18 protein-coding genes are annotated in these 24,226 nt (G+C 66.6%); 14 read left to right on the top strand and 4 right to left on the bottom strand.

Annotated features, from left to right (window positions below; all coding sequences use genetic code 11):
• Window positions 1–92 precede the first annotated feature (92 nt).
• The 9 genes from WN73_RS30100 (at window position 93) to WN73_RS30060 (ending at window position 12,029) form a co-directional block, all read left to right on the top strand.
• A complete protein-coding gene (locus tag WN73_RS30100; protein WP_060911225.1) occupies window positions 93–1,112 on the top strand; it encodes a 2-dehydropantoate 2-reductase in 1,020 nt (339 codons plus the stop codon).
• The gene (locus WN73_RS30095; protein WP_271555894.1) at window positions 1,112–1,897 is read left to right on the top strand and encodes a fumarylacetoacetate hydrolase family protein; all 786 of its coding nucleotides are present in this window, start codon (window positions 1,112–1,114) and stop codon (window positions 1,895–1,897) included. The genes WN73_RS30100 and WN73_RS30095 overlap by 1 nt, the downstream gene beginning before the upstream one ends.
• Window positions 1,898–2,193: 296 nt before the next feature.
• On the top strand, window positions 2,194–3,597 hold the full coding sequence (locus tag WN73_RS30090; RefSeq protein WP_271555892.1) for a hypothetical protein: 1,404 nt from the start codon (window positions 2,194–2,196) through the stop codon (window positions 3,595–3,597).
• Between the two features lie 178 nt (window positions 3,598–3,775).
• The gene (locus WN73_RS30085) at window positions 3,776–3,979 is read left to right on the top strand and encodes a hypothetical protein (RefSeq protein WP_018647766.1); all 204 of its coding nucleotides are present in this window, start codon (window positions 3,776–3,778) and stop codon (window positions 3,977–3,979) included.
• Between the two features lie 58 nt (window positions 3,980–4,037).
• Window positions 4,038–4,685 carry a hypothetical protein gene (locus WN73_RS30080; RefSeq protein ID WP_028172226.1) on the top strand — a complete coding sequence of 216 codons (648 nt, stop codon included), beginning with the start codon at window positions 4,038–4,040 and terminating at the stop codon, window positions 4,683–4,685.
• A 1,076-nt stretch (window positions 4,686–5,761) separates the two neighbouring features.
• Window positions 5,762–6,757, top strand: a complete 996-nt coding sequence (locus WN73_RS30075) for an NAD(P)H-dependent flavin oxidoreductase (protein WP_028172227.1) — start codon at window positions 5,762–5,764, stop codon at window positions 6,755–6,757.
• A 238-nt stretch (window positions 6,758–6,995) separates the two neighbouring features.
• Entirely contained in the window at window positions 6,996–7,964 is a 969-nt protein-coding gene (locus tag WN73_RS30070) for a zinc-binding dehydrogenase (protein WP_271555888.1), read from the top strand.
• 133 nt (window positions 7,965–8,097) lie between these two features.
• The gene (locus WN73_RS30065; protein WP_271555886.1) at window positions 8,098–9,471 is read left to right on the top strand and encodes a cation-efflux pump; all 1,374 of its coding nucleotides are present in this window, start codon (window positions 8,098–8,100) and stop codon (window positions 9,469–9,471) included.
• 227 nt (window positions 9,472–9,698) lie between these two features.
• Entirely contained in the window at window positions 9,699–12,029 is a 2,331-nt protein-coding gene (locus WN73_RS30060; protein ID WP_271555884.1) for a PAS domain-containing sensor histidine kinase, read from the top strand.
• A 2-nt stretch (window positions 12,030–12,031) separates the two neighbouring features.
• Here the strand turns inward: WN73_RS30060 and WN73_RS30055 are convergent, their stop codons facing one another.
• Window positions 12,032–12,925 (bottom strand): LysR family transcriptional regulator, encoded by an 894-nt coding sequence (locus tag WN73_RS30055; RefSeq protein ID WP_011085923.1) that lies wholly within the window; start codon window positions 12,923–12,925, stop codon window positions 12,032–12,034.
• 224 nt (window positions 12,926–13,149) lie between these two features.
• On the opposite strand from WN73_RS30055, the gene WN73_RS30050 reads away from it, so the two are divergent.
• The 5 genes from WN73_RS30050 to WN73_RS30030 are packed head-to-tail and all read left to right on the top strand — an operon-like array spanning window position 13,150 to window position 19,130.
• On the top strand, window positions 13,150–13,638 hold the full coding sequence (locus WN73_RS30050) for a formate dehydrogenase subunit gamma (RefSeq protein WP_028172230.1): 489 nt from the start codon (window positions 13,150–13,152) through the stop codon (window positions 13,636–13,638).
• Window positions 13,635–15,191, top strand: a complete 1,557-nt coding sequence (locus tag WN73_RS30045) for a formate dehydrogenase beta subunit (protein ID WP_271555879.1) — start codon at window positions 13,635–13,637, stop codon at window positions 15,189–15,191. The genes WN73_RS30050 and WN73_RS30045 overlap by 4 nt, the downstream gene beginning before the upstream one ends.
• Window positions 15,192–15,201: 10 nt before the next feature.
• The gene (fdhF, locus tag WN73_RS30040; RefSeq protein ID WP_271555877.1) at window positions 15,202–18,075 is read left to right on the top strand and encodes a formate dehydrogenase subunit alpha; all 2,874 of its coding nucleotides are present in this window, start codon (window positions 15,202–15,204) and stop codon (window positions 18,073–18,075) included.
• Window positions 18,076–18,079: 4 nt separating this feature from the next.
• Window positions 18,080–18,907, top strand: a complete 828-nt coding sequence (fdhD, locus tag WN73_RS30035) for a formate dehydrogenase accessory sulfurtransferase FdhD (RefSeq protein WP_011085919.1) — start codon at window positions 18,080–18,082, stop codon at window positions 18,905–18,907.
• On the top strand, window positions 18,897–19,130 hold the full coding sequence (locus tag WN73_RS30030; protein WP_271555875.1) for a formate dehydrogenase subunit delta: 234 nt from the start codon (window positions 18,897–18,899) through the stop codon (window positions 19,128–19,130). The genes fdhD and WN73_RS30030 overlap by 11 nt, the downstream gene beginning before the upstream one ends.
• Here WN73_RS30030 and WN73_RS30025 read toward each other — a convergent pair.
• Genes WN73_RS30025 through WN73_RS30015 form a run of 3 tightly spaced genes read right to left on the bottom strand, consistent with a single transcriptional unit; the run spans window position 19,087 to window position 24,195 of the window.
• Window positions 19,087–22,074, bottom strand: coding sequence for a bifunctional [glutamine synthetase] adenylyltransferase/[glutamine synthetase]-adenylyl-L-tyrosine phosphorylase (locus WN73_RS30025; protein ID WP_271555874.1), 2,988 nt, complete (start codon window positions 22,072–22,074; stop codon window positions 19,087–19,089). The two genes, WN73_RS30030 and WN73_RS30025, sit on opposite strands and share 44 nt — an antisense overlap.
• A complete protein-coding gene (locus WN73_RS30020; protein WP_271555872.1) occupies window positions 22,071–23,531 on the bottom strand; it encodes a sensor histidine kinase in 1,461 nt (486 codons plus the stop codon). Before WN73_RS30020 ends, WN73_RS30025 begins: the two co-directional genes overlap by 4 nt.
• Entirely contained in the window at window positions 23,515–24,195 is a 681-nt protein-coding gene (locus WN73_RS30015; protein ID WP_038965709.1) for a response regulator transcription factor, read from the bottom strand. Before WN73_RS30015 ends, WN73_RS30020 begins: the two co-directional genes overlap by 17 nt.
• Between the last annotated feature and the right edge of the window lie 31 nt (window positions 24,196–24,226).

Here is a 24,226-nt window from a genome sequence, read left to right as displayed (position 1 = left end):
ACCCTTCCCCTGCGACTACCGGCCCCGGCTCGGATCCCTCCGCGCCGGACCGGATCCTTCGTCCCAAAATTCCGGTCACCCGCGAGGATTTCATGAAGATCTGCATCTACGGCGCCGGCGCAATCGGCGGATATCTCGGGGTTCAGCTGGCGCGCGCCGGCGCCGACGTCAGCCTGGTCGCACGCGGCGCGCATCTCGCCGCGATGCGCGAGCGCGGCCTGACGCTTCTCGCGGGCGACGAGACGCACACCGTGCATCCGCGCTGCACCGACGATCCCGCCGAGCTCGGCGTGCAGGACTACATCATCATCACGCTCAAGGCGCATTCGATCACCGGCGTGATCGAGAAGATGCAGCCGCTCTTGGGCCCGCACACCCGCATCGTCACCGCGGTCAACGGCATCCCCTATTGGTACTTCTACAAGCACGGCGGCAAATACGAGAATTCGACGCTGGAGAGCATCGACCCCGGCGGCCGGCAATGGCGCGAGATCGGCGCCGAGCGCGCCATCGGCTGCATCGTCTATCCCGCCACCGAGATCGAGGCGCCCGGCGTGATCCGCCACGTCTACGGCAACAATTTCCCGCTCGGCGAGCCCTCCGGCGAGATCACGTCCGACGTGCAGCGCCTCGCCGATCTCTTCGTCGCCGCCGGCCTGAAGGCCCCGGTGCTCGACCGCATCCGCGACGAGATCTGGCTCAAGCTCTGGGGCAACGTCTGCTTCAACCCGATCAGCGCGCTCACGCACGCAACGCTCGACGTGATCTGCACCGATCCGGCCACGCGCGCGCTGTCGCGCGCGATCATGGTGGAGACCCAAGGCATCGCCGAGACGTTCGGCGTCAAATTCCGCGTCGATGTCGAGCGCCGCATCGAGGGCGCCCGCAAGGTCGGCGCGCACAAGACCTCGATGCTCCAGGACCTCGAGCGCGGCCGCCCGATGGAGATCGACCCGCTCGTCACCGTCGTGCAGGAGATGGGCCGCCTCACCGGCATTTCCACGCCCGCACTGGACTCGGTGCTGGCGATGGTGACCCAGCGCGCCCGCATCGCCGGTCTCTATGACGGCGTCTCCGCGCCCACCGATCCCCGCGCGCTGGCGGTGGCGTGATGACCGGCGAGATCAGGAAATGGCTGCGCTTCCGGAATAATGGCGCGACCGGTTTCGGCACGCTGACCTCATCCGGCATCAGCGTGCACGAGGGCGAGATGTTCGGCCGCCATGCAGCTACCGGCAGGACGCTGGCGCTGTCGGAGGTCGAGCTGCTCGCACCCTGCGCACCCAGCAAGATCGTCGCGCTCTGGAACAACTTTCACGCGCTCGCGGCCAAGCTGAACCAGCCCGAGCCGCCGGAGCCGCTCTACCTGCTGAAGGCCACGACCAGCATCGCGGCCCCCGGCGCGGTGATCCGCCGTCCCTCTTATTACGACGGCAAGACCACCTATGAGGGCGAACTCGGCATCGTCATCGGCAGGACCTGCGCCCGCGTCTCGCCTGGTGAGGCCGACAGCTTCATCTTCGGCTATACCTGCGTCAACGACATCACCGCCAACGACATCCTGACCAGCGATCCCACCTTCCCGCAATGGGCCCGCGCCAAGGGCATCGACGATTACGGCCCGTTCGGCCCCACCATCGCGACCGGCCTCGATCCGGCCAAGCTCGTGGTCCGCACCATCCTCAACGGCGCGGAGCGGCAGAACTACCCGATCTCGGACATGATCTTCAGCGCGCAGGAGCTGGTGAGCAGGATCTCCCACGACATGACCCTGCTCCCCGGCGACCTCATCGCGGTCGGCACCTCGGTCGGCGTCGGCGTGATGAAGGAGCCGGTGAATACGGTCACCGTCGCGATCGACGGGATCGGCGAGCTCACCAACGAGTTTCGGCTCTAGCTCTCCGTCATTCCGGGGCGGCGCAAGGCGCCGCGCCCGGAATCCATTTATCCGCAGTCTCTGCCGCCCGATGGATTCCGGGCTCGCGACTTCGTCGCGCCCCGGAATGACAGCGAAGGGCCGCAGCCCCCTCGGGAAAACTCGGCACCTCATGCCGCTCTCCACCGTTCAGCTGATGCAATCAGTCGTGGATCGCGCGGCCGGATACATACCGCTCCCCCGCGCGCCCCTTGATCTCGGTTCCGCTCTCCAATAGCAATCATGGCGAAAATGTGTGCCGGCGTGAGGAAGTCACGATGTGGCTGTTTTTCCTGGTTGCCTGGTTCGTCCTGCTCGCTGCCATCGCGATCTTCGCCCAGCAGGCGTTCGGTTACGACGTCACCCATCTGCCCGCCTTGTTTGCGGGCCTTCCCATGCCGCAGCGCATCGCGACCGGCGCGCTGCTGGCCGTGTCGCTGGCGCTGATCTGCGCAACCGCCTTTCGGCTCTCGCGCCAGGATCGGCGACTGGGCAAGCTGCGCGACCGCCTGAAGAAGACCCGCGAAGACGTCGTCGTCGCCCACGCCCTGCAAAACCACCTCGACGCCACCGTCCAGCACCTGATCGAGAGCGACCCGAGGGAGGCCGTCTCCACCCTTCACGACAAGCTGGGCGAGACCGAGCAGCGCGCCCTGCTCCAGCAGGGCCGCAACGAATCCACCGACATGCACGACCAGCTCGCCGAGATCCGCCGCCGCCAGCAAGGCCTGCGCGAGATGGTCGGCAAGGTCGCCGAGCAGCGCCGCGCGGTCGAGCCGATTTTCACCGAGATCCGCGACCGCCAGAACCAGCTCGAACGGTCGCTCCACGACCTCGAGACCGACGACCGCAAGAACCTCGCCGACCGGCTCAAGGACATCGCGCACGACATCTCGGCGCTGCTCGCGCGGGTGAACACGGTCCAGGACACGTTCGCGACCCTGAACCAGTACAAGGAAGATCTGGCGAAATCCCACGCCGAGCTCATGCCGCTGCGATCGACGGACGCCGGTATCAACGCGCTGATCAGCGAGCTCGGCCTCAGCCACGACCGCCTCGCCAAGAGCATCGACGAGCTCGAGACCGGCGGCGAAGCGCCGCTCGGCACCCGCGTCGAGACGCTGTCGAAGAACAGGATCGAGATCGAGCAGCGCCTCGCCCGCATCGACGACAGCTTCAACATCCTCAAGACGATCCGCCTCGACTTCGAGGAGCTCGGCCAGCGCCAGGCCCAGCTCGAACGCTCGCTTGCGGAGATCGAGACCGATCCCGACGGCACGACCCTCGTCGACCGCCAGAACGCGCTGAACGATTTCGTCATCCAGTCGCGCCAGCGCCTCGGCGCGTTGCAGGAGACGCTGGCGACGCTGAACGCCTTCAAGACGGACTTGTCGAAGTCTCAGGCCGACCTCGTCCCGCTGAAGGCCCCGGTGTTCGGCATCGAGGCGCTGATCGCGGAAGTCGGCACCACCCGCGACCTGCTCGCCAAAACCGTCGGCGAGATCGAGGCGAACGGCGGCGTGCCCCTCGCCTCGCGCGTCGACGCGCTGGCGAAAAGCAAGCGCGAGGTCGAAGACCGCCTCGCCCGCATCTTCGACAATTTCAACGCGCTCGATGCCTTGCGCAAGGACATCGGCGGCATCTTCTCGACGATCAGGAACAGCCTGAACCGGATCGGGTGAGGAAACGCTCGCGGCCGTGGACGCTGCCGAAACATCCAGACACATCACATCTCCGCGCGCCCGACATATGCCGCCAACATGTCCCGCGCGCGCCGCAACTTGGACGCATTCGGCCGCCCTTCTGTGAGGTGTGTCTGGGGGCACGGCACCGCCGTGTTTGGACCAAACCTTCAGGGGTATGACTGTGAAGAAGATTGTATTTGTTCTGGGTGCGACGCTTGCTCTGGTGACGGCTGCGAACGCTGCCGATTTGCCGCGCCGGCAGCCCGTGCCTGTCTATCCGGCGGAGCAGGCGCCGATCGGCAAGATGCCGATTGGCAAGAGCCCGGTTGGCAAGGCCCCGATCGGCAAGGCGCCCGGCCCGGTCGCGGCGCGCTACTGACGCACGGCGACATACGCGCAGCATCTGCGTAAGCGGCCGACAGTCGAGGGGGCACAGCGTGACGAACAAACCTGATCGATCGGGATCCTGCATCCTTGCGGGGTTCGCGCTCGCGGCGATGATCGCGTGCACGACGCCCTCGGCCTCGGCCCACGAAGCGAACAAGCGCATGGCCGACGCCAATGCGCTTGCGACGACCGACACCGCATCGCGACCGGCGCCGCAGTCGCGGCGGCCCGTCGCGCGTGCGGAGAAAGGCCCCTACTACGTCGACTTCCGCGCCCGGACGGCGGCGAGCTGGGGCCACGCCTTCGTCTGGTACGGCAAGACCAGCGAGCGCGCCGTCGAGGTCGCGGGCCTGACGCCCGCCGGCGACACCCTTGCTTACGTGCTCGGTCACCTCACCTGGGTGCCGTCAGAGACCGGCGCGAGCTACGGCGATCTCGATCCGGAATATCTGACCGCGAGCTATCGCGTCTATCTGAACGAAGCCGACGCCAAGCGCGTGTTCGCCTACATCAAGAAATTGCAGTCGAGCTCGCCGGTCTGGAACGCCGAGACCACCAACTGCACCGGCTTCATCGGCGACATCGCCGAGTTCATGGGCTTGAAGGTCCCCTATCGCTGGCAGCGCCCGGAGAACTTCGTCAACAGCCTCAAGGAAATGAACGGCGGCCGACAGATGGTGCGGCTGTCGGCGGAGTAGCCGAAGCCTCAAAGCCCTTGCGGGCTACGACATCTCGCGAACATTCGGGTCCCGTTATCACCCCCTGGCTGTCATTGCCCGCGAAGCGAAGCAATCCAGTATTCCAGAGGCGGCGCGGTAACACGGAGACGCCGCGGCGTACTGGATGCCCCGGTCAAGCCGGGGCATGACAGCGTAGGGTGGAGCGGCACCTCGCCCGTCGGGCAAGACACCCCGCACAAATCTCCCGCCTCGCCTGTCAATCCGCCGCCGCAGATATATTCCACTTTACCGAAATTCGGATTTATCGTACACACGAAACACCCTGGCCCGAGACAAGGGGCGGATCGCGATCGTCACGAACCGCGGGCCGGGCAGCGATGGACGCGACGGCGTCGGGCGCGGGCAGCATTGCAGGGCGGGAAACCGTGAGCAAGGCGCGCTCGCACGAACGACACGGCGCCGACAGCGTCTTCGCATGGCTTCGGGCGCGAGCACACGCCAGCTCTCGAAGTCCCAGCGAGGACGTGCGCGGACGGCGAAGTCGTGTGGTCCTGACGCCCGGGGTCTGTGCGTCAAGTCTTGTGGTGATATGCGCGGCCCGACCGGACCGCGTGCATCAGCCATCCGCAAGGCGACGGGGGCAATAGTGCATCGCTCCCCGGGGAGAGCACGAAGTAAGCCGTAACCCATCGCGCAGGGAAGGCCGGGCGTCCGGCGAGACCTGTGGTCCACCCCGTGTGCATCTTTTGTAGCGCACGGACTTGCGGGTGCCAGCCGCGCCCGGCCTTCCCTGCGCCCTTGTTCCGATGAGGGCAATGCGATGAAGCAAAGCTCGGGCGGGATGCGCCGCGAGAAGGCGAAGGTGTGCCTTGCGGTACGGGAGCGAGTTGCGGCCGCGAGCTCAATTTTATGACCGTCATGACGGGACGAATACTGCAGCCCCCCAATTATCCGCCCCACGGAATCCCCCCGCCTCCCGCATGATCGCCCCGCCGTCACCGCACGCTCCCGCAATAGACTTTTCGCGACCTCGGCGGCATCCTGCCGCCATCAATCGATAACAGGGCCTGCCACGCAGGCGGGGGAAACGCATCATGTTGCAGACACGGTTCACCAAGCTCGTCGGCGTCGAGCACCCGATCGTCCAGGGCGGCATGCAATGGGTCGGGCGCGCCGAGCTGGTCGCCGCCGTTGCGAATGCCGGCGCGCTCGGCTTCATCACGGCGCTGACCCAGCCGACGCCTGAGGATCTGACCAAGGAGATCGCGCGCTGCCGCGACCTCACCGACAAGCCGTTCGGCGTCAACCTCACCATCCTGCCCGCGATCAAGCCGCCACCCTACGCCGAATACCGCGCCGCCATCATCGAGAGCGGCATCACGGTGGTCGAGACCGCCGGCAACAAGCCGCAGGAGCATGTCGACGAGTTCAGGAAGCACGGCGTCAAGGTCGTGCACAAATGCACCAGCGTTCGCCACGCGCTCTCCGCCGAGCGCATGGGCGTCGACGCCATCTCGATCGACGGGTTCGAATGCGCCGGCCATCCCGGCGAGGACGATACGCCCGGCCTGATCCTGATCCCGGCCGCCGCCAACAAGGTCAAGATCCCGATGATCGCCTCCGGCGGCTTCGCCGACGCGCGCGGCCTCGTCGCGGCGCTGGCGCTCGGCGCCGAGGGCATCAACATGGGCACCCGCTTCATGGCCACCAAGGAGAGCCCGATCCACCAGTCCATCAAGGAGAAGATCGTCGCCAATGACGAGCGCGAGACCGAGCTGATCTTCCGCACCATGCGCAACACCTCCCGCGTCGCCAGGAACGCGGTCTCGACCAAGGTCGTCGCCATGGAGAAGGAGGGCGCCAAGTTCGAGGACATCCGCGAGCTCGTCGCCGGCGCCCGCGGCAAGATGGTCTATGCCACCGGCAACTCCGACGAAGGCATCTGGTCGGCCGGCCAGGTCCAGGGCTTGATCCACGACATCCCGAGCTGCGCCGAGCTCGTCTCCCGCATCGTGTCCGAAGCGCAAGCCATCATCAGAAGCCGGCTGGAGGGAATGGTCGTTCAGCCGCAACGCGAAGCGGCGGAATAATTCGCTGAAGTGATTTGAACACGACGCCCGCCACGCCGAAGGTATGCTCCCTCGCCCCGCTTGCGGGGAGAGGGTTGGGGTGAGGGAGAGTCTCCGCGCTGACGGTGACAATTGGACTCGCGGAGACTCCCCCTCACCCGCCGCGCGTTCCGCGCGTCGGCCTCTCCCCGCAAGCGGGGAGAGGCGAAGAACGGCTCCGCTCTTCACCTACAAACTCAATTGAGCTCCGAGGTAATGCATGAAGGCTTACGTCTACGGCCCTGAGGGCGCTAGGATTTCCGACGTCGCTCAACCAAAACCTAAGGGCACACAGGTGCTCGTCCGCGTCCGTGCCTGTGGCTTGAACCGTGCCGACACCGGCATGCGCAAGGGCCACGCCCATGGCGCAGCGGGCGGGGTCGGAACCGTGCTCGGCATGGAATGGGCCGGCGAGGTCGCCGAGCTCGGACCGGATGCCAAGGGCGTGAAGGTCGGCGACCGTATCATGGGCTCGGGCGGCGCGGCGTTTGCCGAGTACACGCTGGCCGATCACGGCCGGCTGTTCCGCGCGCCCTCGAACATGAATTTCGAGGAGGCCGCCACCCTGCCCGTCGCGCTCGCGACCATGCACAACGCGGTCGTCACCGTCGGCGGCGTGCAGGCGGGCCAGAGCGTGCTGATCCAGGGCGCCAGCTCCGGCGTCGGCCTGATGGCGATGCAGATCGCCAAGCTCAAGGGCGCCAAGCTGGTGATCGGCTCGTCGACCGACGCCTATCGGCGCGGCCGGCTGACGGAGTACGGCGCCGACCTCGCCGTCGACTCCTCCGATCCCAAATGGGTCGAGGAGGTGCTGAAGGCGACGAACGGCGAAGGCGTCGATCTGATCGTCGACCAGGTCTCCGGCAAGGTCGCCAACCAGAACCTCGCCGCCACCAGGATCAAGGGCCGTATCGTCAACGTCGGCCGGCTCGGCGGCACCCATGCCGATTTCAACTTCGACCTGCACGCCGCGCGCCGGATCGACTATATCGGCGTCACCTTCCGCACCCGCACCATCGAGGAAGTCCGCGAGATCTTCGAGGAGGTCCGCAAGGACATCTGGGGTGCGGTGGAATCGCGGAAGCTGCAACTGCCGATCGACAGGGTGTTTGCATTCGCCGACATCGACAAGGCGTTCGAGCACATGGAAGCGAACAAGCATCTGGGGAAGATTGTCGTGACGGTGTGAGGGTGGCCGTCATTCCGGGGCGGCTCGAAGAGCCGAACCCGGAATGACATCGTGACCGCTCCTGCAACTCACTAGCGACTACTCCTGTGGATCATCGCTTGATGTCCCGCGCCGGGCTGCTAAATCCCCCGCCATGACCTCCCAGCACAACAAGACCTCGGTCGCGGCCATCTCGATCTTCGCCAGCGGCGGCATGGCGGCGGCGAAGTTCGTGGTCGGCGTGGCGATCGGCTCGCTCGCGCTGATCTCGGAAGCCCTGCACTCCTCGGTCGACCTGGTCGCAACCATCATCACCTGGGCGGTGGTGCGGGTGTCCGACAAGCCGGCCGACGACGAGCATCACTACGGCCACGGCAAGCTGGAGAGCATCTCCGCGCTCGGCGTCACCGCCCTGCTCTACGTGCTCGCCGGCGGCATCCTGGTCGAGGCCTACAGCCGGCTGCGCGAGGGAACCCCGCCGCCGACCATTTCGGCCATACCGTTCGTGGTGCTGGTGATCGACATCGTCGTCAACCTGTGGCGCGCCCGCGCCCTGCACCGCGCCGCGCGGGAGACGCGCAGCCAGGCGCTCGCCGCCGACGCGCTGCACTTCGCCTCCGACGTCATGGGCTCCTTCGCCGTGATCGTGGGCCTGATCCTCGCCGCTCTCGGCTTCTGGTGGGGCGACGCGGCGGCTGCCGCGGCGGTCGCGGTGATGATCGCGGCGCTCGGCCTGCGCATGGCCGGCTCGACCGTGCAGACGCTGGTCGACCGCGCGCCGGAGGGCGCGCAGGAGAAGGCCACGGCCGCGATCCGCAGCGTCCCCGGCGTGATCGGCGTCGAGCGGCTGCGGGTGCGCATGGTCGGCGCGACCACCTTCATCGACACCATCGCAAAGGTGCCGCGGACCTATCCGATCGACCGCGTCGAGGAGATCAAGCGCAAGGTGCAGGCCGCCGTCGACAAGGCATTCGGCGATGCCGACCTCACCTTCACCCCGGTCCCGGTCGCCCGCGACAACGAGACCGTACGCGACCGCATCATGGTGATCGCCCGCAATTCGAGCCTCGCCGTCCACCACGTCACGGTGCACGACCTCGGCGCCAAGCTGATCGTCAGCATCGACCTCGAGGTCGACGCCGGCATGCGGCTCGACGCCGCCCACGACGTCGCCAACACGCTGGAGCGGAACATCCAGGAGGAGTTCGGCGCCGACGTCGAGGTCGACGTCCATATCGAGCCTCTGGAACCGGAACTGCCGTTCGGTGTCGATGCCGCGCCGGAACGGGTGCAGACCATCGCCGCCGCACTCACCGAATATGCCGCCGGCAGCGAGATCCACGACATCCACAATGTGCGCGTCCGCAACACCGACGCCGGCGAGATCGTCAACTTCCACTGCCGCGCCACGCCGTCGATGAGCGTGATCAAGGTGCACGAGCATGTCGACGCGATCGAGCGCGCGTTGCGCCGCGCGTTCCCGAGCGTGAAGCGCGTGATCAGCCACGCCGAGCCGCCGCGCACGTGACGCAGAATGTGCGAGGAGTCACACGTTCTCGTTTCGGACTCGTCACGCACGCGAGTTTGCGGGCACGCGACGCGCAAACTGCTCATTGGATAAGAATAAATTCGCGTTAACGATTCGTTGACTCTCGACAGCCCGGCAAAACTGGATTCAAATCGGTGTGATTCGGAAGCGATGTGGGGCTGCTTCCGAACTCAAGTTGCAAGCAAGTTTTCCAGGGGGCCGAAGGCATGTCGCGTGCAGACGCCGCGAACGCGTGCGTCCAATCCGATTCGATCAAAGGATTGGCGCAATCGATCGCGAAACCTGCCTATCACCGGCTGCTGATCGCGGAGCCGGCGCTGCGTCGCGCCGTGCCGACGCTCATCATCGCGTTCCTGATCACGATCTGCCTCGGCGCGTTCGTGCAGGTCGTCGACCAGACGCGCCAGAAGCGGCTGGTGATCCGCCATGACATCTCGGCACTCGCCGATTTGCTCGCCGAGCGCATCGACCGGCTCACCTCCTCGCGGCAGGAACGGCTGAGGAACATCGAGAGCCTGCCGGCGCTGCTGCCCGACCTGATCCCGTCCTGGGGCACGGCCACGGGCCGCCATGTCATCGTCACCTCAGCCGGCGTCGACCGCCGCATCCTCGCCCGCATTCCCGTCGACAGCGATCCCTCGGGCAACGATCGCCTGCTCGATTCCATCACCACGGCGCAGTTGCTCGCGGCGCCGCCGCGCGACGGCAACATCTCCGACATGACGCTGCCGAACGGCAACGCCGCGATGGCGATCTCGCGGCAGATCAAGTCGCTGCCCGGCTTCGTCACCGTGATCCAAGAGCGCAACGAGCCGATCTGGGGCTCGGACGCCGCGCTCTCGGTGACGCTGTCGGCCACCACCGGCTTCGTCGTCCTGATCCTCGGCTTCGCCTTCCACTGGCAGTCGACCCGCGCCCGCGAGGGCGATCTCATCAACGACGCGGTGCGCGGCCGCATCGACACCGCGCTCAACCGCGGCCGCTGCGGCCTCTGGGACTGGGATCTGTCGCGCGGCCGGATCTTCTGGTCGCAGTCGATGTTCTCGATGCTGGGCCTCGACGGCCGCAACGAGCTCCTGACCTTCGGCGAGGTCAACGCGCTGGTGAAGTCCGACGACATCGACCTGTTCGAGATCGCCGACCAGCTCATCTCCGAGAAGATCGACCACATCGACCAGACCTTCCGCATGCAGCATGTCGACGGTCACTGGATCTGGCTCCGTGTCCGCTGCGAAAAGACGAGCGGTGCGACCGACTCCAGCGTTCACCTGATCGGAATCGCCGTCGACATCACCGAGCAGAAGAGCCTCGCCGAGCGCACGGTGGAAGCCGATTTGCGCCTGCGCGACGCCATCGAGACCATTCCGGAGGCCTTCGTGCTGTGGGACGCGAGCGACCGCCTCGTGCTCTGCAACTCGCACTTCCAGCGCCTGCACAAGCTGCCCGACAGCGCCGTCATTCCCGGCACCTCCTACGAAACCGTGCTCGAGGTCGGCCGCATGCCGGAGGTGCGCACCCGCCACAACGAGACAGCCAGCCAGGGCCCGGGCGCGCGCACCTTCGAGGCGCAGCTCGACGACGGCAGCTGGCTGCACATCAGCGAGCGCCGCACCAAGGACGGCGGCTACGTCTCGGTCGGCACCGACATCACCCGCATCAAGGAGCACGAGCAGAAGCTGGTCGACAACGATCTGCGCCTGCGCGCCACCGTCATCGACCTGAAGCGCTCGCAGGCCGCGCTCGAACGCCAGACCAACGAGCTCGCCGACCTCGCCGAGAAGTATCAGCGCGAGAAGACCCGCGCCGAGGAAGCCAACCAGACCAAGTCGAAATTCCTCGCCAATATGAGCCACGAACTGCGCACGCCGCTCAACGCCATCATCGGCTTCTCCGAGATCATGGGCTCGGGCCTGTTCGGCGAGCTCGGCAGCGAGAAGTACCAGGAATATTGCCAGGACATCCTGACCAGCGGCCACTACCTTCTCGAAGTCATCAACGACATCCTCGACATGTCCAAAATCGAGGCCGGCCGCATGAAGCTCGACATGGAGGAGCTCGACCTCGCGCGGACGCTCGCGGAATCCCTGCGCGTCGTCTCCGGCCGCGCGCAGGACAAGCACCTGACGCTCGATGCCGATATCGAGAAATCGATCTCCGTCGTCGCCGACCGCCGCGCCACCAAGCAGATCATCGTCAACCTGCTCTCGAACGCGGTGAAGTTCACGCCCGACGGCGGACGCATCGTGGTGCGCAGCCGGCAGCTCGACGACAGGATCGTGCTGATGATCGCCGACACCGGCATCGGGATCGCCCCGCACTCCCTGGCGCGGCTCGGACGCCCGTTCGAGCAGGTCGAGAGCCAGCTCACGAAGACCTATCACGGCTCGGGGCTGGGCCTCGCGATCGCACGCTCGCTGGCGCAGCTCCACGGCGGCTCGATGCGGCTGCGCTCGAAGATCGATGTCGGCACCGTCGTCCGCGTGACGCTGCCGCGCGACGCCGTCAAGGCGGCGTCCGGGATATCGGCCGCGGCCTGAAGCTACAATTGCAGCGTCGGCGCGACCTCGCGCGCGACATTGACCAGCGCCGCGATCAGCGGCGTCATCGGATCGCGCTGCGGGATCACCATGCCGATGCTGTAATTGACCTCGGGGTCGACGATCGGGATCGAACGCACAGTATCGGACAGGCCAAGCGTCTCGGCGAGCTTGGCCGGCATCACGCTCGCCCAGCGTCCCGTCTTCACGTGCGTGAACAGCACGAGCAGCGAGTTCGAGGTCAGCGTCGGCGTCGCCTCCGCGCCGACCGAGCGCAGCGCGCGGTCGATGATGCGGCGGTTCTGCATGTCGGGCGTGAGCAAGCACAGCGGCACCTGCCCGACCTCGGTCCAGGTCACCGTCTCGCGATCACCGAACATCGCATCAGGCGCGGTGAGGAGGCGATAGCTCTCGTTGTAGAGCGGAATGGTGCGCACCTTGCCGATCGGCTCGTTCTCGATATAGGTCAGCCCCGCGTCCACCTCGAGATTTTCGAGCAGCCCGAGCACCTCCGATGACGTTGTGGACTGGATCCGGAAGCGCACCTCGGGATGCCTGGCGCGGAACGGCGTCGTCAGCGCGGCAACCATGCCGAGCACGGTCGGGATTGCCGCGATGCGGATCTCACCGGAGAGCTTGTCCTTCAGCGAGTTGATCTCCTGGCGCATCGCGCGGGCATCGCCAACGATCCGCCGCGCCCAGTCCAGCGCCCGCTCGCCCTCGGGCGTAAAGCCCTGGAAGCGGGACCCGCGCTGGACCAGCATCACGCCGAGGATCTCCTCGAGCTGCTTGAGCCCGGTCGACATCGTCGGCTGGGTGACCCCGCAGGCTTCCGCCGCGCGTCCGAAATGCCGTTCCTTCGCCAGCGCCAGCAGCAGTTCAAGCTTGTCGATCAACCGGACGTCCCCTCGAATTTTGTCGTGGCATGCAAGCTAGCACGGCAGGTCCTTGCCAACACGGAAAAACCGGCAGGCGAAATGCGATTAATTGCACTTCCGTATCGATCGATTGCATCCGCCAATCGATCTGAATTCGCAATCGCAGCATGAGACAGCTTTATTGATCTTCGAATGATTCCAAATAGTTTGCGAGGCAGGAACGCTCAGGTTGAGAACAAAGAATGACAGCGACTTACGAGCCTTGTTACGAGCCTTGGGACGAGACGCGCGGCGCCGAGATCATCGCCGAACATGCAAGGCAGGAGGGCGCGACGCTGGTCATCCTGCATGCGCTCCAGGAGGCGTTCGGCTACGTGCCGGAGGCCGCCATTCCCATGGTGGCGCAAGCGCTCAATCTGTCGCGCGCCGAGGTGCATGGCGTATTCACGTTCTATCATGATTTCAGGCACAAGCCGGCCGGCCGCCACGTGCTGAAGCTTTGCCGCGCCGAGGCCTGCCAGGCTGCGGGCGGCGATGCGCTGGCCGCGCGTGCCGAGGCCAGGCTCGGCGTGTCGCTTGGCAACACGACGGCCGATGATCGCGTCACGCTGGAGCCGATCTACTGCCTCGGACTCTGCGCGACCGCACCGTCCGCGATGCTCGACGGCCGCCTCGTCGGCCGGCTCGACGAGAAGCGTCTCGATGCGCTGGTTGCGGAGGCACAGCGATGAGCATGCGTCTCTTCGTCTCACGCGACGCGGGTGCGTTGGCCGTCGGCGCCGACGAGGTTGCGCTGGCGCTGGAACAGGCTGCGGCCAAGCGCGGCGTCGCCGTCGAGATCATCAGGACCGGCTCGCGCGGCATGTACTGGCTGGAGCCGCTGGTCGAGGTCGCGACGCCGCAGGGCCGGATCGCGTTCGGTCCGGTCACCGAGGCCGATGTGCCCTCCCTGCTCGACGCGCTCGCCAGCAATACGCCGCATCTGCTGCGGTTGGGGGCGACCGACGAGATTCCCTGGCTGAAGCGCCAGACCCGCCTCACCTTCGCCCGCTGCGGCGTGATCGATCCGCGCTCGCTCGAGGACTACCGCGCCCATGGTGGCTACAAGGGGCTGGAGCGCGCGCTGGCGCTCGGCTCGGACACCATCCTCACCGAGGTCACCGCATCGGGCCTGCGCGGCCGCGGCGGCGCGGGCTTTCCGACCGGCATCAAATGGAAGACGGTTGCCCAGGCCAAGGCCGACCGCAAGTTCATCGTCTGCAACGCCGACGAAGGCGACAGCGGTACCTTCGCCGACCGCATGATCATGGAAGGCGATCCCTTCCTGGTGATCGAGGGCATGACCACCGCCGGCATCACCGTCGGCGCAACCAAGGGCTACATCTACATCCGCAGCGAATATCCGCACGCGGTCGAGGCGATGAAGGCCGCCATCCAGGCTGCGAAGCGCGGCGGTTATCTCGGCGACAAGATCGGCGGCTCGACCTACAGCTTCGACCTCGAAGTCCGCGTCGGCGCCGGAGCCTATGTCTGCGGCGAGGAAACGTCGCTGCTGGAGAGCCTCGAAGGCCGCCGCGGCATCGTGCGCGCCAAGCCGCCCCTGCCGGCCCATCACGGCCTGTTCGGCAAGCCGACCGTGATCAACAACGTGCTGTCGTTCGCGGCGATCCCCTTCATCCTCGCCGAAGGCGCCAAGGCCTATGCCGATTTCGGCATGGGCCGCTCGCGCGGCACGATGCCGATCCAGCTCGCCGGCAATATCCGCCATGGCGGCCTGTACGAGACCGCCTTCGGCGTGACGCTGGGCGAGCTTGTCGACGACATCGGCGGCGGCACGTTCACGGGCCGCCCGGTCCGTGCGGTGCAGGTCGGCGGGCCCCTTGGCGCTTACTTCCCCCGCGCGCTGTTCGACACGCCGTTCGACTACGAGGCCTTTGCTGCGCGTGACGGGCTGATCGGCCATGGCGGCATCGTCGTGTTCGACGACAGCGTCGACATGCGCAGGCAGGCGCGCTTCGCGATGGAATTCTGCGCCGTCGAATCCTGCGGCAAGTGCACGCCCTGCCGGATCGGCTCGACCCGCGGCGTCGAGACCATCGAGAAGATCATCAACGGCGAACGCGTCAGCGAAAACCTCGCGCTCGTCGAAGACCTCTGCAACACCATGAAATTCGGCTCGCTCTGCGCGCTCGGCGGCTTCACGCCCTATCCTGTGCTCAGCGCATTGAAGCACTTCCGGGAGGACTTCGTCCCGGCGCCGACCACGCTTCAGGCCGCGGAATAGGAGAACGACAATGTCTCTGATCGAAGAAATCGACTTCGGCACGCCGCGCGCCAAATCGGAAACGATGGTGACGCTGACCATCGACGGCAAGGAGATCTCGGTGCCCGAGGGCACCTCGATCATGCGCGCAGCGATGGAAGCCGGCCACCAGATCCCGAAACTCTGCGCGACCGACATGGTCGATGCATTCGGCTCCTGCCGCCTCTGCCTCGTCGAGATCGAGGGCCGCGCCGGCACGCCGGCATCCTGCACTACGCCCGTGATGCCGGGCCTCGTCGTGCACACCCAGACCGACCGGCTGAAGAAGCTGCGTAAGGGCGTGATGGAGCTCTACATCTCCGATCACCCGCTCGACTGCCTCACCTGCGGCGCCAACGGCGATTGCGAGTTGCAGGACATGGCCGGCGCCGTGGGCCTGCGCGACGTGCGCTACGGCTACGAGGGCGAGAACCACGTCTTCGCGAAATCCAACGGCGAGGTCAACGCCGCCTGGATGCCGAAGGACGAGTCCAACCCCTACTTCGCCTACGATCCCTCCAAGTGCATCGTCTGCTCGCGCTGCGTCCGCGCCTGCGAGGAGGTGCAAGGCACCTTCGCGCTGACGATCTCGGGCCGCGGCTTCGACAGCCGCGTCTCGCCCGGCATGAGCGAGAGCTTCCTCGGCTCCGAATGCGTCTCCTGCGGCGCCTGCGTGCAGGCCTGCCCGACCGCGACGCTGACCGAAAAATCCGTCATCGAGATCGGCCAGCCCGAGCATTCGGTCGTCACAACCTGCGCCTATTGCGGCGTCGGCTGCGCCTTCAAGGCGGAGATGCGCGGCGAGGAAGTCGTGCGCATGGTGCCGTACAAGGACGGCAAGGCCAATCGCGGCCATTCCTGCGTCAAGGGACGCTTCGCCTGGGGCTACACCAACCACAAGGAACGCATCCTCAAGCCGATGATCCGCGAACGGATCGAGGATCCCTGGCGCGAAGTGTCCTGGGATGAGGCGTTCTCCTTCGCCGCCGCCAGGATGCGCGGCATCCAGAAGAAGCACGGTCGCGACGCCATCGGCGGCATCACCTCGTCCCGCTGCACCAACGAAGAGACCTATCTGGTGCAGAAGCTGATCCGGGCCGGCTTCGGCAACAACAATGTCGATACCTGCGCCCGCGTCTGCCACTCGCCGACCGGCTATGGCCTGTCGCAGACCTTCGGCACGTCGGCCGGCACCCAGGACTTCGACTCCGTGGAGAACACCGACGTCGCCGTCGTCATCGGCGCCAATCCGGCCTCCGCACACCCCGTCTTCGCCTCGCGCCTGAAGAAGCGCCTGCGCCAGGGTGCCAAGCTGATCGTGATCGATCCGCGCCGCACCGAGATGGTGGAATCGCCGCATGTGAAGGCGCTGCATCTGCCGCTGATGCCCGGCACCAACGTCGCGGTCGTCACCGCGCTGGCGCATGTCATCGTCACCGAGGGCCTCGTCAACGAAGCCTTCGTGCGCGAGCGCTGCGACTGGACCGAGTTCGAGGAATGGGCCGCCTTCGTCGCCCAGCCGAACAACAGCCCGGAAGCAACGGCGATCCTCACCGGCGTGGACCCCAAGGCGCTGCGCGAAGCGGCCCGCATCTACGCCACCGGCGGCAACGGCGCGATCTATTACGGTCTCGGCGTCACCGAGCACAGCCAGGGTTCGACCACGGTGATCGCGATCGCCAACCTCGCGATGGCGACCGGCAATATCGGCCGTCCCGGCGTCGGCGTGAACCCGTTGCGCGGCCAGAACAACGTGCAGGGTTCCTGCGACATGGGCTCGTTCCCGCACGAGCTGCCCGGCTACCGCCACATCTCGGGCGATGCCGTGCGCGACCAGTTCGAGGCGCTCTGGAACGTCAAGCTCAATCCGGAGCCGGGCCTGCGTATTCCCAACATGTTCGATGCCGCGATCGAGGGCACGTTCATGGGCATCTATGTGCAGGGCGAGGACATCCTCCAGTCCGACCCCAACACCTCGCATGTGGTGGCGGCGCTGTCGGCGATGGAATGCGTGATCGTCCACGACCTGTTCCTGAACGAGACCGCGAACTACGCCCACGTCTTCCTGCCCGGCTCGAGCTTCCTCGAGAAGGACGGCACCTTTACCAACGCTGAACGCCGCATCCAGCGCGTGCGCAAGGTGATGACGCCGAAGAACGGCATGGCCGACTGGGAAGTCACCATCGGCCTTGCCAAGGCCATGGGCTTCGAGATGAACTACAGCCACCCGTCCGAGATCATGGACGAGATCGCGGCGCTGACGCCGACCTTCACCGGCGTCTCCTATGCCAAGCTCGACGAGCTCGGCTCGGTGCAGTGGCCGTGCAACGAGAAGGCGCCCGAGGGCACGCCGGTGATGCATATCGACGGCTTCGTCCGCGGCAAGGGCAAGTTCATCGTCACCGAATATGTCGCGACCGACGAGCGGACCGGCCCACGTTTCCCGCTGCTGCTCACCACGGGGCGCATCCTCAGCCAGTACAACGTCGGCGCGCAGACAAGGCGCACCGAGAACGTGGTCTGGCATGCCGAGGACCGGCTGGAGATCCACCCACACGACGCCGAGCAGCGCGGCGTGCGCGACGGCGACTGGGTGCGGCTGAAGAGCCGCGCGGGCGAGACCACGCTGCGCGCGGAGATCACCGATCGCGTCGCGCCGGGCGTCGTCTACACCACCTTCCACCACCCGGACACGCAGGCCAACGTCATCACGACGGACTATTCGGACTGGGCGACCAACTGTCCCGAATACAAGGTCACGGCGGTGCAGATCTCGCCGTCGAACGGCCCGTCCGACTGGCAGAAGTCCTATGACGCGCAGGCGCGGCACTCTCGCCGCATCGCGCCCGCCGAGGCTGCGGAGTAAGCGCATGCACGTGCCGGTCCAGGCCATCGACCGCGAAATCTGGCGCCACAGCGTTGCGTCCGAAGGCACACGGCTGATCCCCGAGGAGACGCCGCTGGCGCTGACCTACAATGGCGGCACCTATGCCGTCATGATGGGGACGCCGCAAAACCTCGAGGACTTCGCAGTCGGCTTCAGCCTCAGCGAAGGCATCGTCAGATCGGTCGACGACATCCGGTCGCTCGAAATAGTCCGCCTCGACGACGGCATCGAGCTACGCATGTGGCTTGCGCCGGACCAAGCCGCGCGCATCAGCGAACGGCGGCGTCATATCGCCGGCCCGACCGGCTGCGGCATCTGCGGCATCGAGTCCATTGCAGAAGCCGTGCGGCCTGCGGCCGTCGTGCCGCCGGGGCAGAACTTCACGCCCGAGCAGATCATGACGGCGATGCAGGCCATCGCACCGCTGCAATCGATCAACATGCAAACCCGCGCCGTTCACGCCGCCGCGTTCTGGTCTCCTGCCGGCAACATCGTAGCGCTGCGCGAGGATGTCGGCCGCCACAACGCGCTTGACAAGCTTGCCGGTGCGCTGGCGCGCAGCCGGACGGATGCGCGCGGCGGCATGGTGCTGCTGACGAGCCGCGTCTCGGTCGAGATGGTGCAGAAGACCGCCGCGATCGGCGCGCCGCTGATGGTCGCGGTCTCCGCGCCGACCGCGCTCGCGGTCCGCACCGCGGAAGCCGCCGGCATCACGCTGATCGCCATTGCCCGGCAAGACGGGTTCGAAGTGTTCACGCATGGCGGCCGCATCGTCGCCTGCCATGCCACGGAGGTTGCCGATGTCGCCTGACCGCCTGATCTACATGGCCAACCAGATCGGCAGGTTCTTCCAGAGCCAGGGCCACGACAAGGCCGTGCCGGGAATCGCCGAGCATATCAAGAAGTTCTGGGATCCCCGGATGAAGCGCGCGATCTTCGCCCATCTCGACGCCGGCGGCGCGGACCTGGAGCCCAATGTCCGCGAGGCCCTCACCTCGCTGAAGCCGGCGACGTCCCTTCCAGCAGCGCCCTGAACACGCGCCGCACCTCGCTCTGCGTCTCCTTCACACGCGCCTCCAGCGACGAGAAATCCGGCGCATCGCCGGCGCGCGCCATCACGCGTTGGAGATCGGTGCCGGCGGTTTCCGGCTTAAAGCGGTCGCTGACGCAGAGCCGCAGGATCTGCGTTAGGTCGTGATAGAGCCGCGCTGCGGCACGCAGGATCTCGGCCTCCGACTGTGGCAGCACGCCGAGCCTCGCCGCATTGTCCAGCACCTGAAGCGTGCTGACGTCGAGAATATCGGGCTTGTGATGGGCATGCACGAGCTGGAGATATTGCGCGATGAAGTCGATGTCGATCATGCCGCCGGCGGCATATTTGAGGTCCCAATAATCGGTCTCGCCCTTCTCCTGCGCGATCGCACGCCGCATGTCGGCGACGTCGTTGGCGATGGTGGCAGGGTCGCGGCGGCGGGTCAGGACATCGCGGATGACGCCCGCGATCCGCTCGCCGAATTCAGCCGATGCCGACACCACGCGGGCACGCGTCAGTGCCATGTGCTCCCAGGTCCAGGCCTCGTTGGCCTGATAATCCGCGAAGGAGGCAAGGCTCGAGGCCACCGGGCCGGCCCGCCCCGACGGGCGCAGCCGCATGTCGATCTCATAGAGCACGCCGTAATTGGTGCGCGTCGTGAAGGCGCTGATCAGGCGCTGGGTGAAGCGCGCGAAATAATGCGCGCCCTGAAGCGATTTCGGCCCGTCCGAGTCCGGATTCTCGCTGTCGAAATCGTACAGCAGGATCAGGTCGAGATCGGACGACGCGGTCATTTCGCGGCTGCCGAGCCGGCCCATCGCGATGATCGCCGTCTCCTGCCCCTTGATCCGGCCGTGCTGGGCGGCAAAGCGATCGGCAACGAGGTCATGCACTGTGTGGACGACGCCTTCGGCGACGTCGGCAAAGGCCGTGCTCGCCTGCTGCGCCGAGACCGTGCCGGAGAGGATGCGCGTGCCGATCAGGAACAGGCTCTCCTGCCCGAACAGGCGCAGGCGATCGAGGAATTCCTCATATGAGGCGGCATCCTGCACGGTGGCGGCGAGCCGCCCCGACAATTCCCGCCTGTCCGGCATCGCGCCGAAGAAGCGCGGATCGATCAACCCATCCATGAGCTGCGGCTGCCGCGCCAGCATCTCGCCGAGCCGCGGCGCCGCGCCCAGCACCAGCGCCACGAGCGCGACGAGATCGCGGTTCTGGCCAAGCAGCGTGATCAGCCGGCCGCCACGCTGGAGCGCCCCAAGGAATTGATCGAACGCCACGACGGCGCGGTCCGGCTCCTCGGCGAGGGCGAGGCCGTCGATCAGGGCCGGCACGAATTCGATGAAGGCGCTTCGCGTCGCCTCGTTGCGGAACACGCGATAGTCGCCCGTGATCCAGTCTCGCACGGTCTGCGCCACGGCGGCAGGCTTCTTGAAGCCGAGCGTCGTCAGGTGCTGGAACAGGCGCGGATCGTCGGGACCTGCACTGTAGTCGAGCGCCGGCAGCTTTGCCGTGCCGGTCGGGTCATCGCCCTCGAACAGCTTCTCGTAGTGCCCCTGCACGATCTCGAGCTGCCGCAGCAGGTCGCGCGCAAAGGCCTCGCGATCCGGATAGCCGAAGAACCGGGCAAAGCGCTCGACCGCTTCCCTGTCGTCGGGCAGCGCATGGGTCTGCTCGTCGGCGACCATCTGGAGGCGATGCTCGACCCGGCGCAGGAATTCGTACGCCCTGGCGAGCTCGTCACGCGCCGCAAGGGTGATCCAGTTGCTGCTGGCGAGCACATCGAGCGCGGCGAGCGTCGGCCGCACCCGCAATTCCGGATGGCGGCCGCCGGCGATCAGCTGCTGGGTCTGCGCGAAAAACTCGATCTCGCGGATGCCGCCGCGGCCGACCTTGACGTTGTGGCCTTCGACCGCGACCTCACTCTGGCCGCGATAGGTCTGCATCTGCCGCTTCATGTCGTGGACGTCGGCAAGCGCGGCGAAGTCGAGATGCTTGCGCCAGACGAAGGGGGCGATCTCGGCGAGCAGCGCCTCGCCTGCCCTGGCATCGCCGGCACAGGCGCGCGCCTTGATCATCGCGGCGCGTTCCCAGGTGCGCCCTTCCCGCTCGTAGTAATGCAGCGCGGCGTCCCGTGAGATCGCCACCTGCGTCGAGGACGGATCGGGGCGCAGGCGTAGATCGACGCGGAAGACATAGCCGTCATAGGTGCGCTGCTGGAGAATGCGTGCCATGCCTTGCGTCACGCGGACGAAAAACGGCTGCGGCTCGATATCCGGCGCCAGCGTCGTGGCGTCAGGGTCGAAGAACACGATGAGGTCGATGTCGCTGGAATAGTTCAGCTCGCCCGCCCCCATCTTGCCCATCGCGAGCACGATCAGGCCGCAGCCCTCTTCCGGTGCCTCGGGATTAGGCGGGAAAAGCTTTCCTCGTGCGGCTTCCTGCCGCAGCAGGTACTGGAGCGCCGCCTGCACGGAGGAGACCGCGACATCGGTCAGCGCCGCCGTCACCCGCATCACCGGCCAGACCCCGCCGATATCGCACAACGCGGTCAGGAGCGCCGCCTCCGCCTTCATGCGGCGAAGCAGCCGCATCACCTCGGCCTCGTCAGGTGCCGCGACCACCGCGCCCCTCGCCTCCGCGATCAGTGCGGCGAGATGAGTATCCGGATCGCATTCGAGCAGCCGGATCAGGCGCAGCGGATCGGCGCGCACCAGATCGAACAGATAGGGCGAGAATTCCGCGATGCCGGCGAGGATATTCCGGGCGAAGGGATGAACCAGCAGCGCTTCGAGACGAGCCGATTGTGCCGGCTCGAGCTCGGCCAGCCAGCTTTCAAAACGTCGTTCGTCGGTTGTGGAAGCGGCAATATGGGGAGCCTCCGCGAAGCGTGCGGCCAGGCTCTCACCATGCTTGTCCGCGTTTCCCGGCGCGGAGTGGTTCATGCCACCTTCTGTGGCACATCCGGTATTGGAGGAGCAACCCTGTCGCCCGCGCCCGCGCGCGCCGGCAGCACCAGCGTGGCGACGAGGCCGGGATGGGCATCGCCCAGCCGCAATTCTCCGCTATGGAGCGTCGCAACTGCGGAGGCAAGGCTGAGGCCGAGGCCGGAGCCCGGCAGCGTGCGGCTAGCTTCAAGCCGGACGAATCGTTCGACAGCATGTTTGCGGTCGGCTTCCGGAATACCGGGGCCGCGATCGGTGACGCTCAGCAGCACCTGGTCGCCCTCGCGCTTCGCCTCGATCATGATCTGCCCAGAGTCCATGCTGACCACGGTTCCGCCGGCCTGCGTGACCGGCTTGCCGTATTTGATGGCATTCTCGACCAGATTGGCGAGCGCCTGGCTGATCAGCTCGCGGTTGCCGTGAACCGGCGTCGGATCGGCCTTGACCTTCAAGGTCATGCCGTCGTCCTCGGCGAGCGGCTCGTAGAGCTCGTGGATGCCGCCCGCGACATCGGCGGCATCGAAATCGTCCATGTTGCCGCGCGCCTGGCCGGACTCGGCGCGCGCGATCATCAGCAGCGCGTTGAAGGTGCGGATCAGCCCGTCGGATTCCTCGATGGTCCGCTCCAGCGCGGCGCGGTAGTCGGCCTCGCAGCCCGATTTCGCCAACGCTTCCTCGGCGCGGTTGCGCAAGCGCGTCAGCGGCGTCTTGAGATCGTGGGCGATATTGTCGGAGACCTCCTTCAGCCCCGCCATCAGCGCCTCGATGCGCTCCAGCATGGCATTGAGGTTTTCGGCGAGGCGGTCGAGCTCGTCGCCGCTGCGCCCCACCGGCAGGCGCTCGCTGAGATCGCCGGTCATGATGCGGTGCGCCGTGCCGCTCATCGCGTCGATGCGCCTGAGCACTCTGCGCGCGACGAAGACGCCGCCGCCGAGCCCGAGCACGACCACGATCAGGACTGACCATTGCGCGGCCTTGGCGACGATGCCGAACAGACGACGCCGCTCGGCGAGGTCGCGGCCGATCAGCAGCCGGAAGCCGTTTTCGAGCTCGGTGACGCGCACGAGCGCGCGGTGATCGCGCTCGTCGGCGTCCTCGATCCGCCGATAGGCCGTCTCGGTCCAGCCGCGCGTTGCCATCACGCCCGGCGCCAGCGAGCCGACATTGCCGGCCACCGCCTGCCCCGTCGGCGTCGTCACGAGGTAGAGATTGGCGCCCGGTCGCAGCGCCCGATACTCGATCGCGCGCACGAGGCCGACGAGGCCGCGGCGGCCGTAGATCTCGTTGATCTCCGAGGTCTCGGCATTCACCGTCTGCGTGATTTCCTCGGTGATGAGCCGCCGCGTATTCCAGGCGAAATAGGCGAGCAGCGAGGCCGCGAAAATCGCGAACAGAAACAGGTAGACCAGCGTCAGCCGGAATGCCGTGGTGCGGATCAGTTTACCGAATGCCGTCACGGATCATATACCCGGCGCCGCGGATCGTGTGCAGCAGCGGCCGCTCAAAACCCTTGTCGATCTTGGAGCGCAGCCGCGAAATGTGCACGTCGATCACGTTGGTCTGCGGATCGAAATGATAGTCCCAGACGTTCTCCAACAGCATGGTGCGCGTCACCACCTGGCCGGCGTGCTTCATGAGGTATTCGAGCAGGCGGAATTCGCGCGGCTGAAGCGTCAGTTCATCCTTGCCGCGGGCAACGCGATGGGAGAGCCGGTCGAGCTCGAGATCGCCGACACGATAGAGCGTGTCCTCGGCCGGGCCGCCGCGGCGGCGCGACAGCACCTCGACCCGCGCCAGGAGCTCGGCGAACGAATATGGCTTGGGCAGATAGTCGTCGCCGCCGGCGCGCAGGCCCTTGATGCGGTCGTCGACCTGCCCGAGCGCGGAGAGAATCAGCACCGGCGCGGTGTTGCCCTTGTCGCGCAGCGCGCCGATCAACGACAGGCCGTCGCGCTTAGGCAGCATGCGGTCGACCACCAGCACGTCGTAATCCCCGTTCTCGGCCATGGCGAGGCCTTCCTCGCCGTCGGGGGCGTGGTCGGCAATGTGTCCGACTTCGCGAAACGCCTTCACGAGGTAGTCGGCGGATTCGCGGTCGTCTTCAATGATGAGGAGGCGCATCGTGCGTTCGGCGGCGGTCAAGGAGGTCACC

Source organism: Bradyrhizobium sp. CCBAU 45394, assembly GCF_028128655.1.
GTDB lineage: Bacteria > Pseudomonadota > Alphaproteobacteria > Rhizobiales > Xanthobacteraceae > Bradyrhizobium > Bradyrhizobium diazoefficiens.
This window is presented reverse-complemented; position numbering and strand designations above follow the sequence as displayed.

Excerpts from the sequence above, each read along its gene's own strand:
- WN73_RS30075 (WP_028172227.1), top strand. The coding sequence starts at position 5,762 with ATGTTGCAGACACGGTTCACCAAGCTCGTCGGCGTCGAGCACCCGATC.
- WN73_RS30085 (WP_018647766.1), top strand. The coding sequence starts at position 3,776 with ATGACTGTGAAGAAGATTGTATTTGTTCTGGGTGCGACGCTTGCTCTG.
- WN73_RS30065 (WP_271555886.1), top strand. The coding sequence starts at position 8,098 with ATGACCTCCCAGCACAACAAGACCTCGGTCGCGGCCATCTCGATCTTC.
- WN73_RS30060 (WP_271555884.1), top strand. The coding sequence starts at position 9,699 with ATGTCGCGTGCAGACGCCGCGAACGCGTGCGTCCAATCCGATTCGATC.
- WN73_RS30090 (WP_271555892.1), top strand. The coding sequence starts at position 2,194 with ATGTGGCTGTTTTTCCTGGTTGCCTGGTTCGTCCTGCTCGCTGCCATC.
- WN73_RS30025 (WP_271555874.1), bottom strand. The coding sequence starts at position 22,074 with ATGAACCACTCCGCGCCGGGAAACGCGGACAAGCATGGTGAGAGCCTG.
- WN73_RS30045 (WP_271555879.1), top strand. The coding sequence starts at position 13,635 with ATGAGCATGCGTCTCTTCGTCTCACGCGACGCGGGTGCGTTGGCCGTC.
- WN73_RS30050 (WP_028172230.1), top strand. The coding sequence starts at position 13,150 with ATGACAGCGACTTACGAGCCTTGTTACGAGCCTTGGGACGAGACGCGC.
- WN73_RS30095 (WP_271555894.1), top strand. The coding sequence starts at position 1,112 with ATGACCGGCGAGATCAGGAAATGGCTGCGCTTCCGGAATAATGGCGCG.
- WN73_RS30100 (WP_060911225.1), top strand. The coding sequence starts at position 93 with ATGAAGATCTGCATCTACGGCGCCGGCGCAATCGGCGGATATCTCGGG.
- WN73_RS30030 (WP_271555875.1), top strand. The coding sequence starts at position 18,897 with ATGTCGCCTGACCGCCTGATCTACATGGCCAACCAGATCGGCAGGTTC.
- fdhD (WP_011085919.1), top strand. The coding sequence starts at position 18,080 with ATGCACGTGCCGGTCCAGGCCATCGACCGCGAAATCTGGCGCCACAGC.
- WN73_RS30070 (WP_271555888.1), top strand. The coding sequence starts at position 6,996 with ATGAAGGCTTACGTCTACGGCCCTGAGGGCGCTAGGATTTCCGACGTC.
- fdhF (WP_271555877.1), top strand. The coding sequence starts at position 15,202 with ATGTCTCTGATCGAAGAAATCGACTTCGGCACGCCGCGCGCCAAATCG.
- WN73_RS30015 (WP_038965709.1), bottom strand. The coding sequence starts at position 24,195 with ATGCGCCTCCTCATCATTGAAGACGACCGCGAATCCGCCGACTACCTC.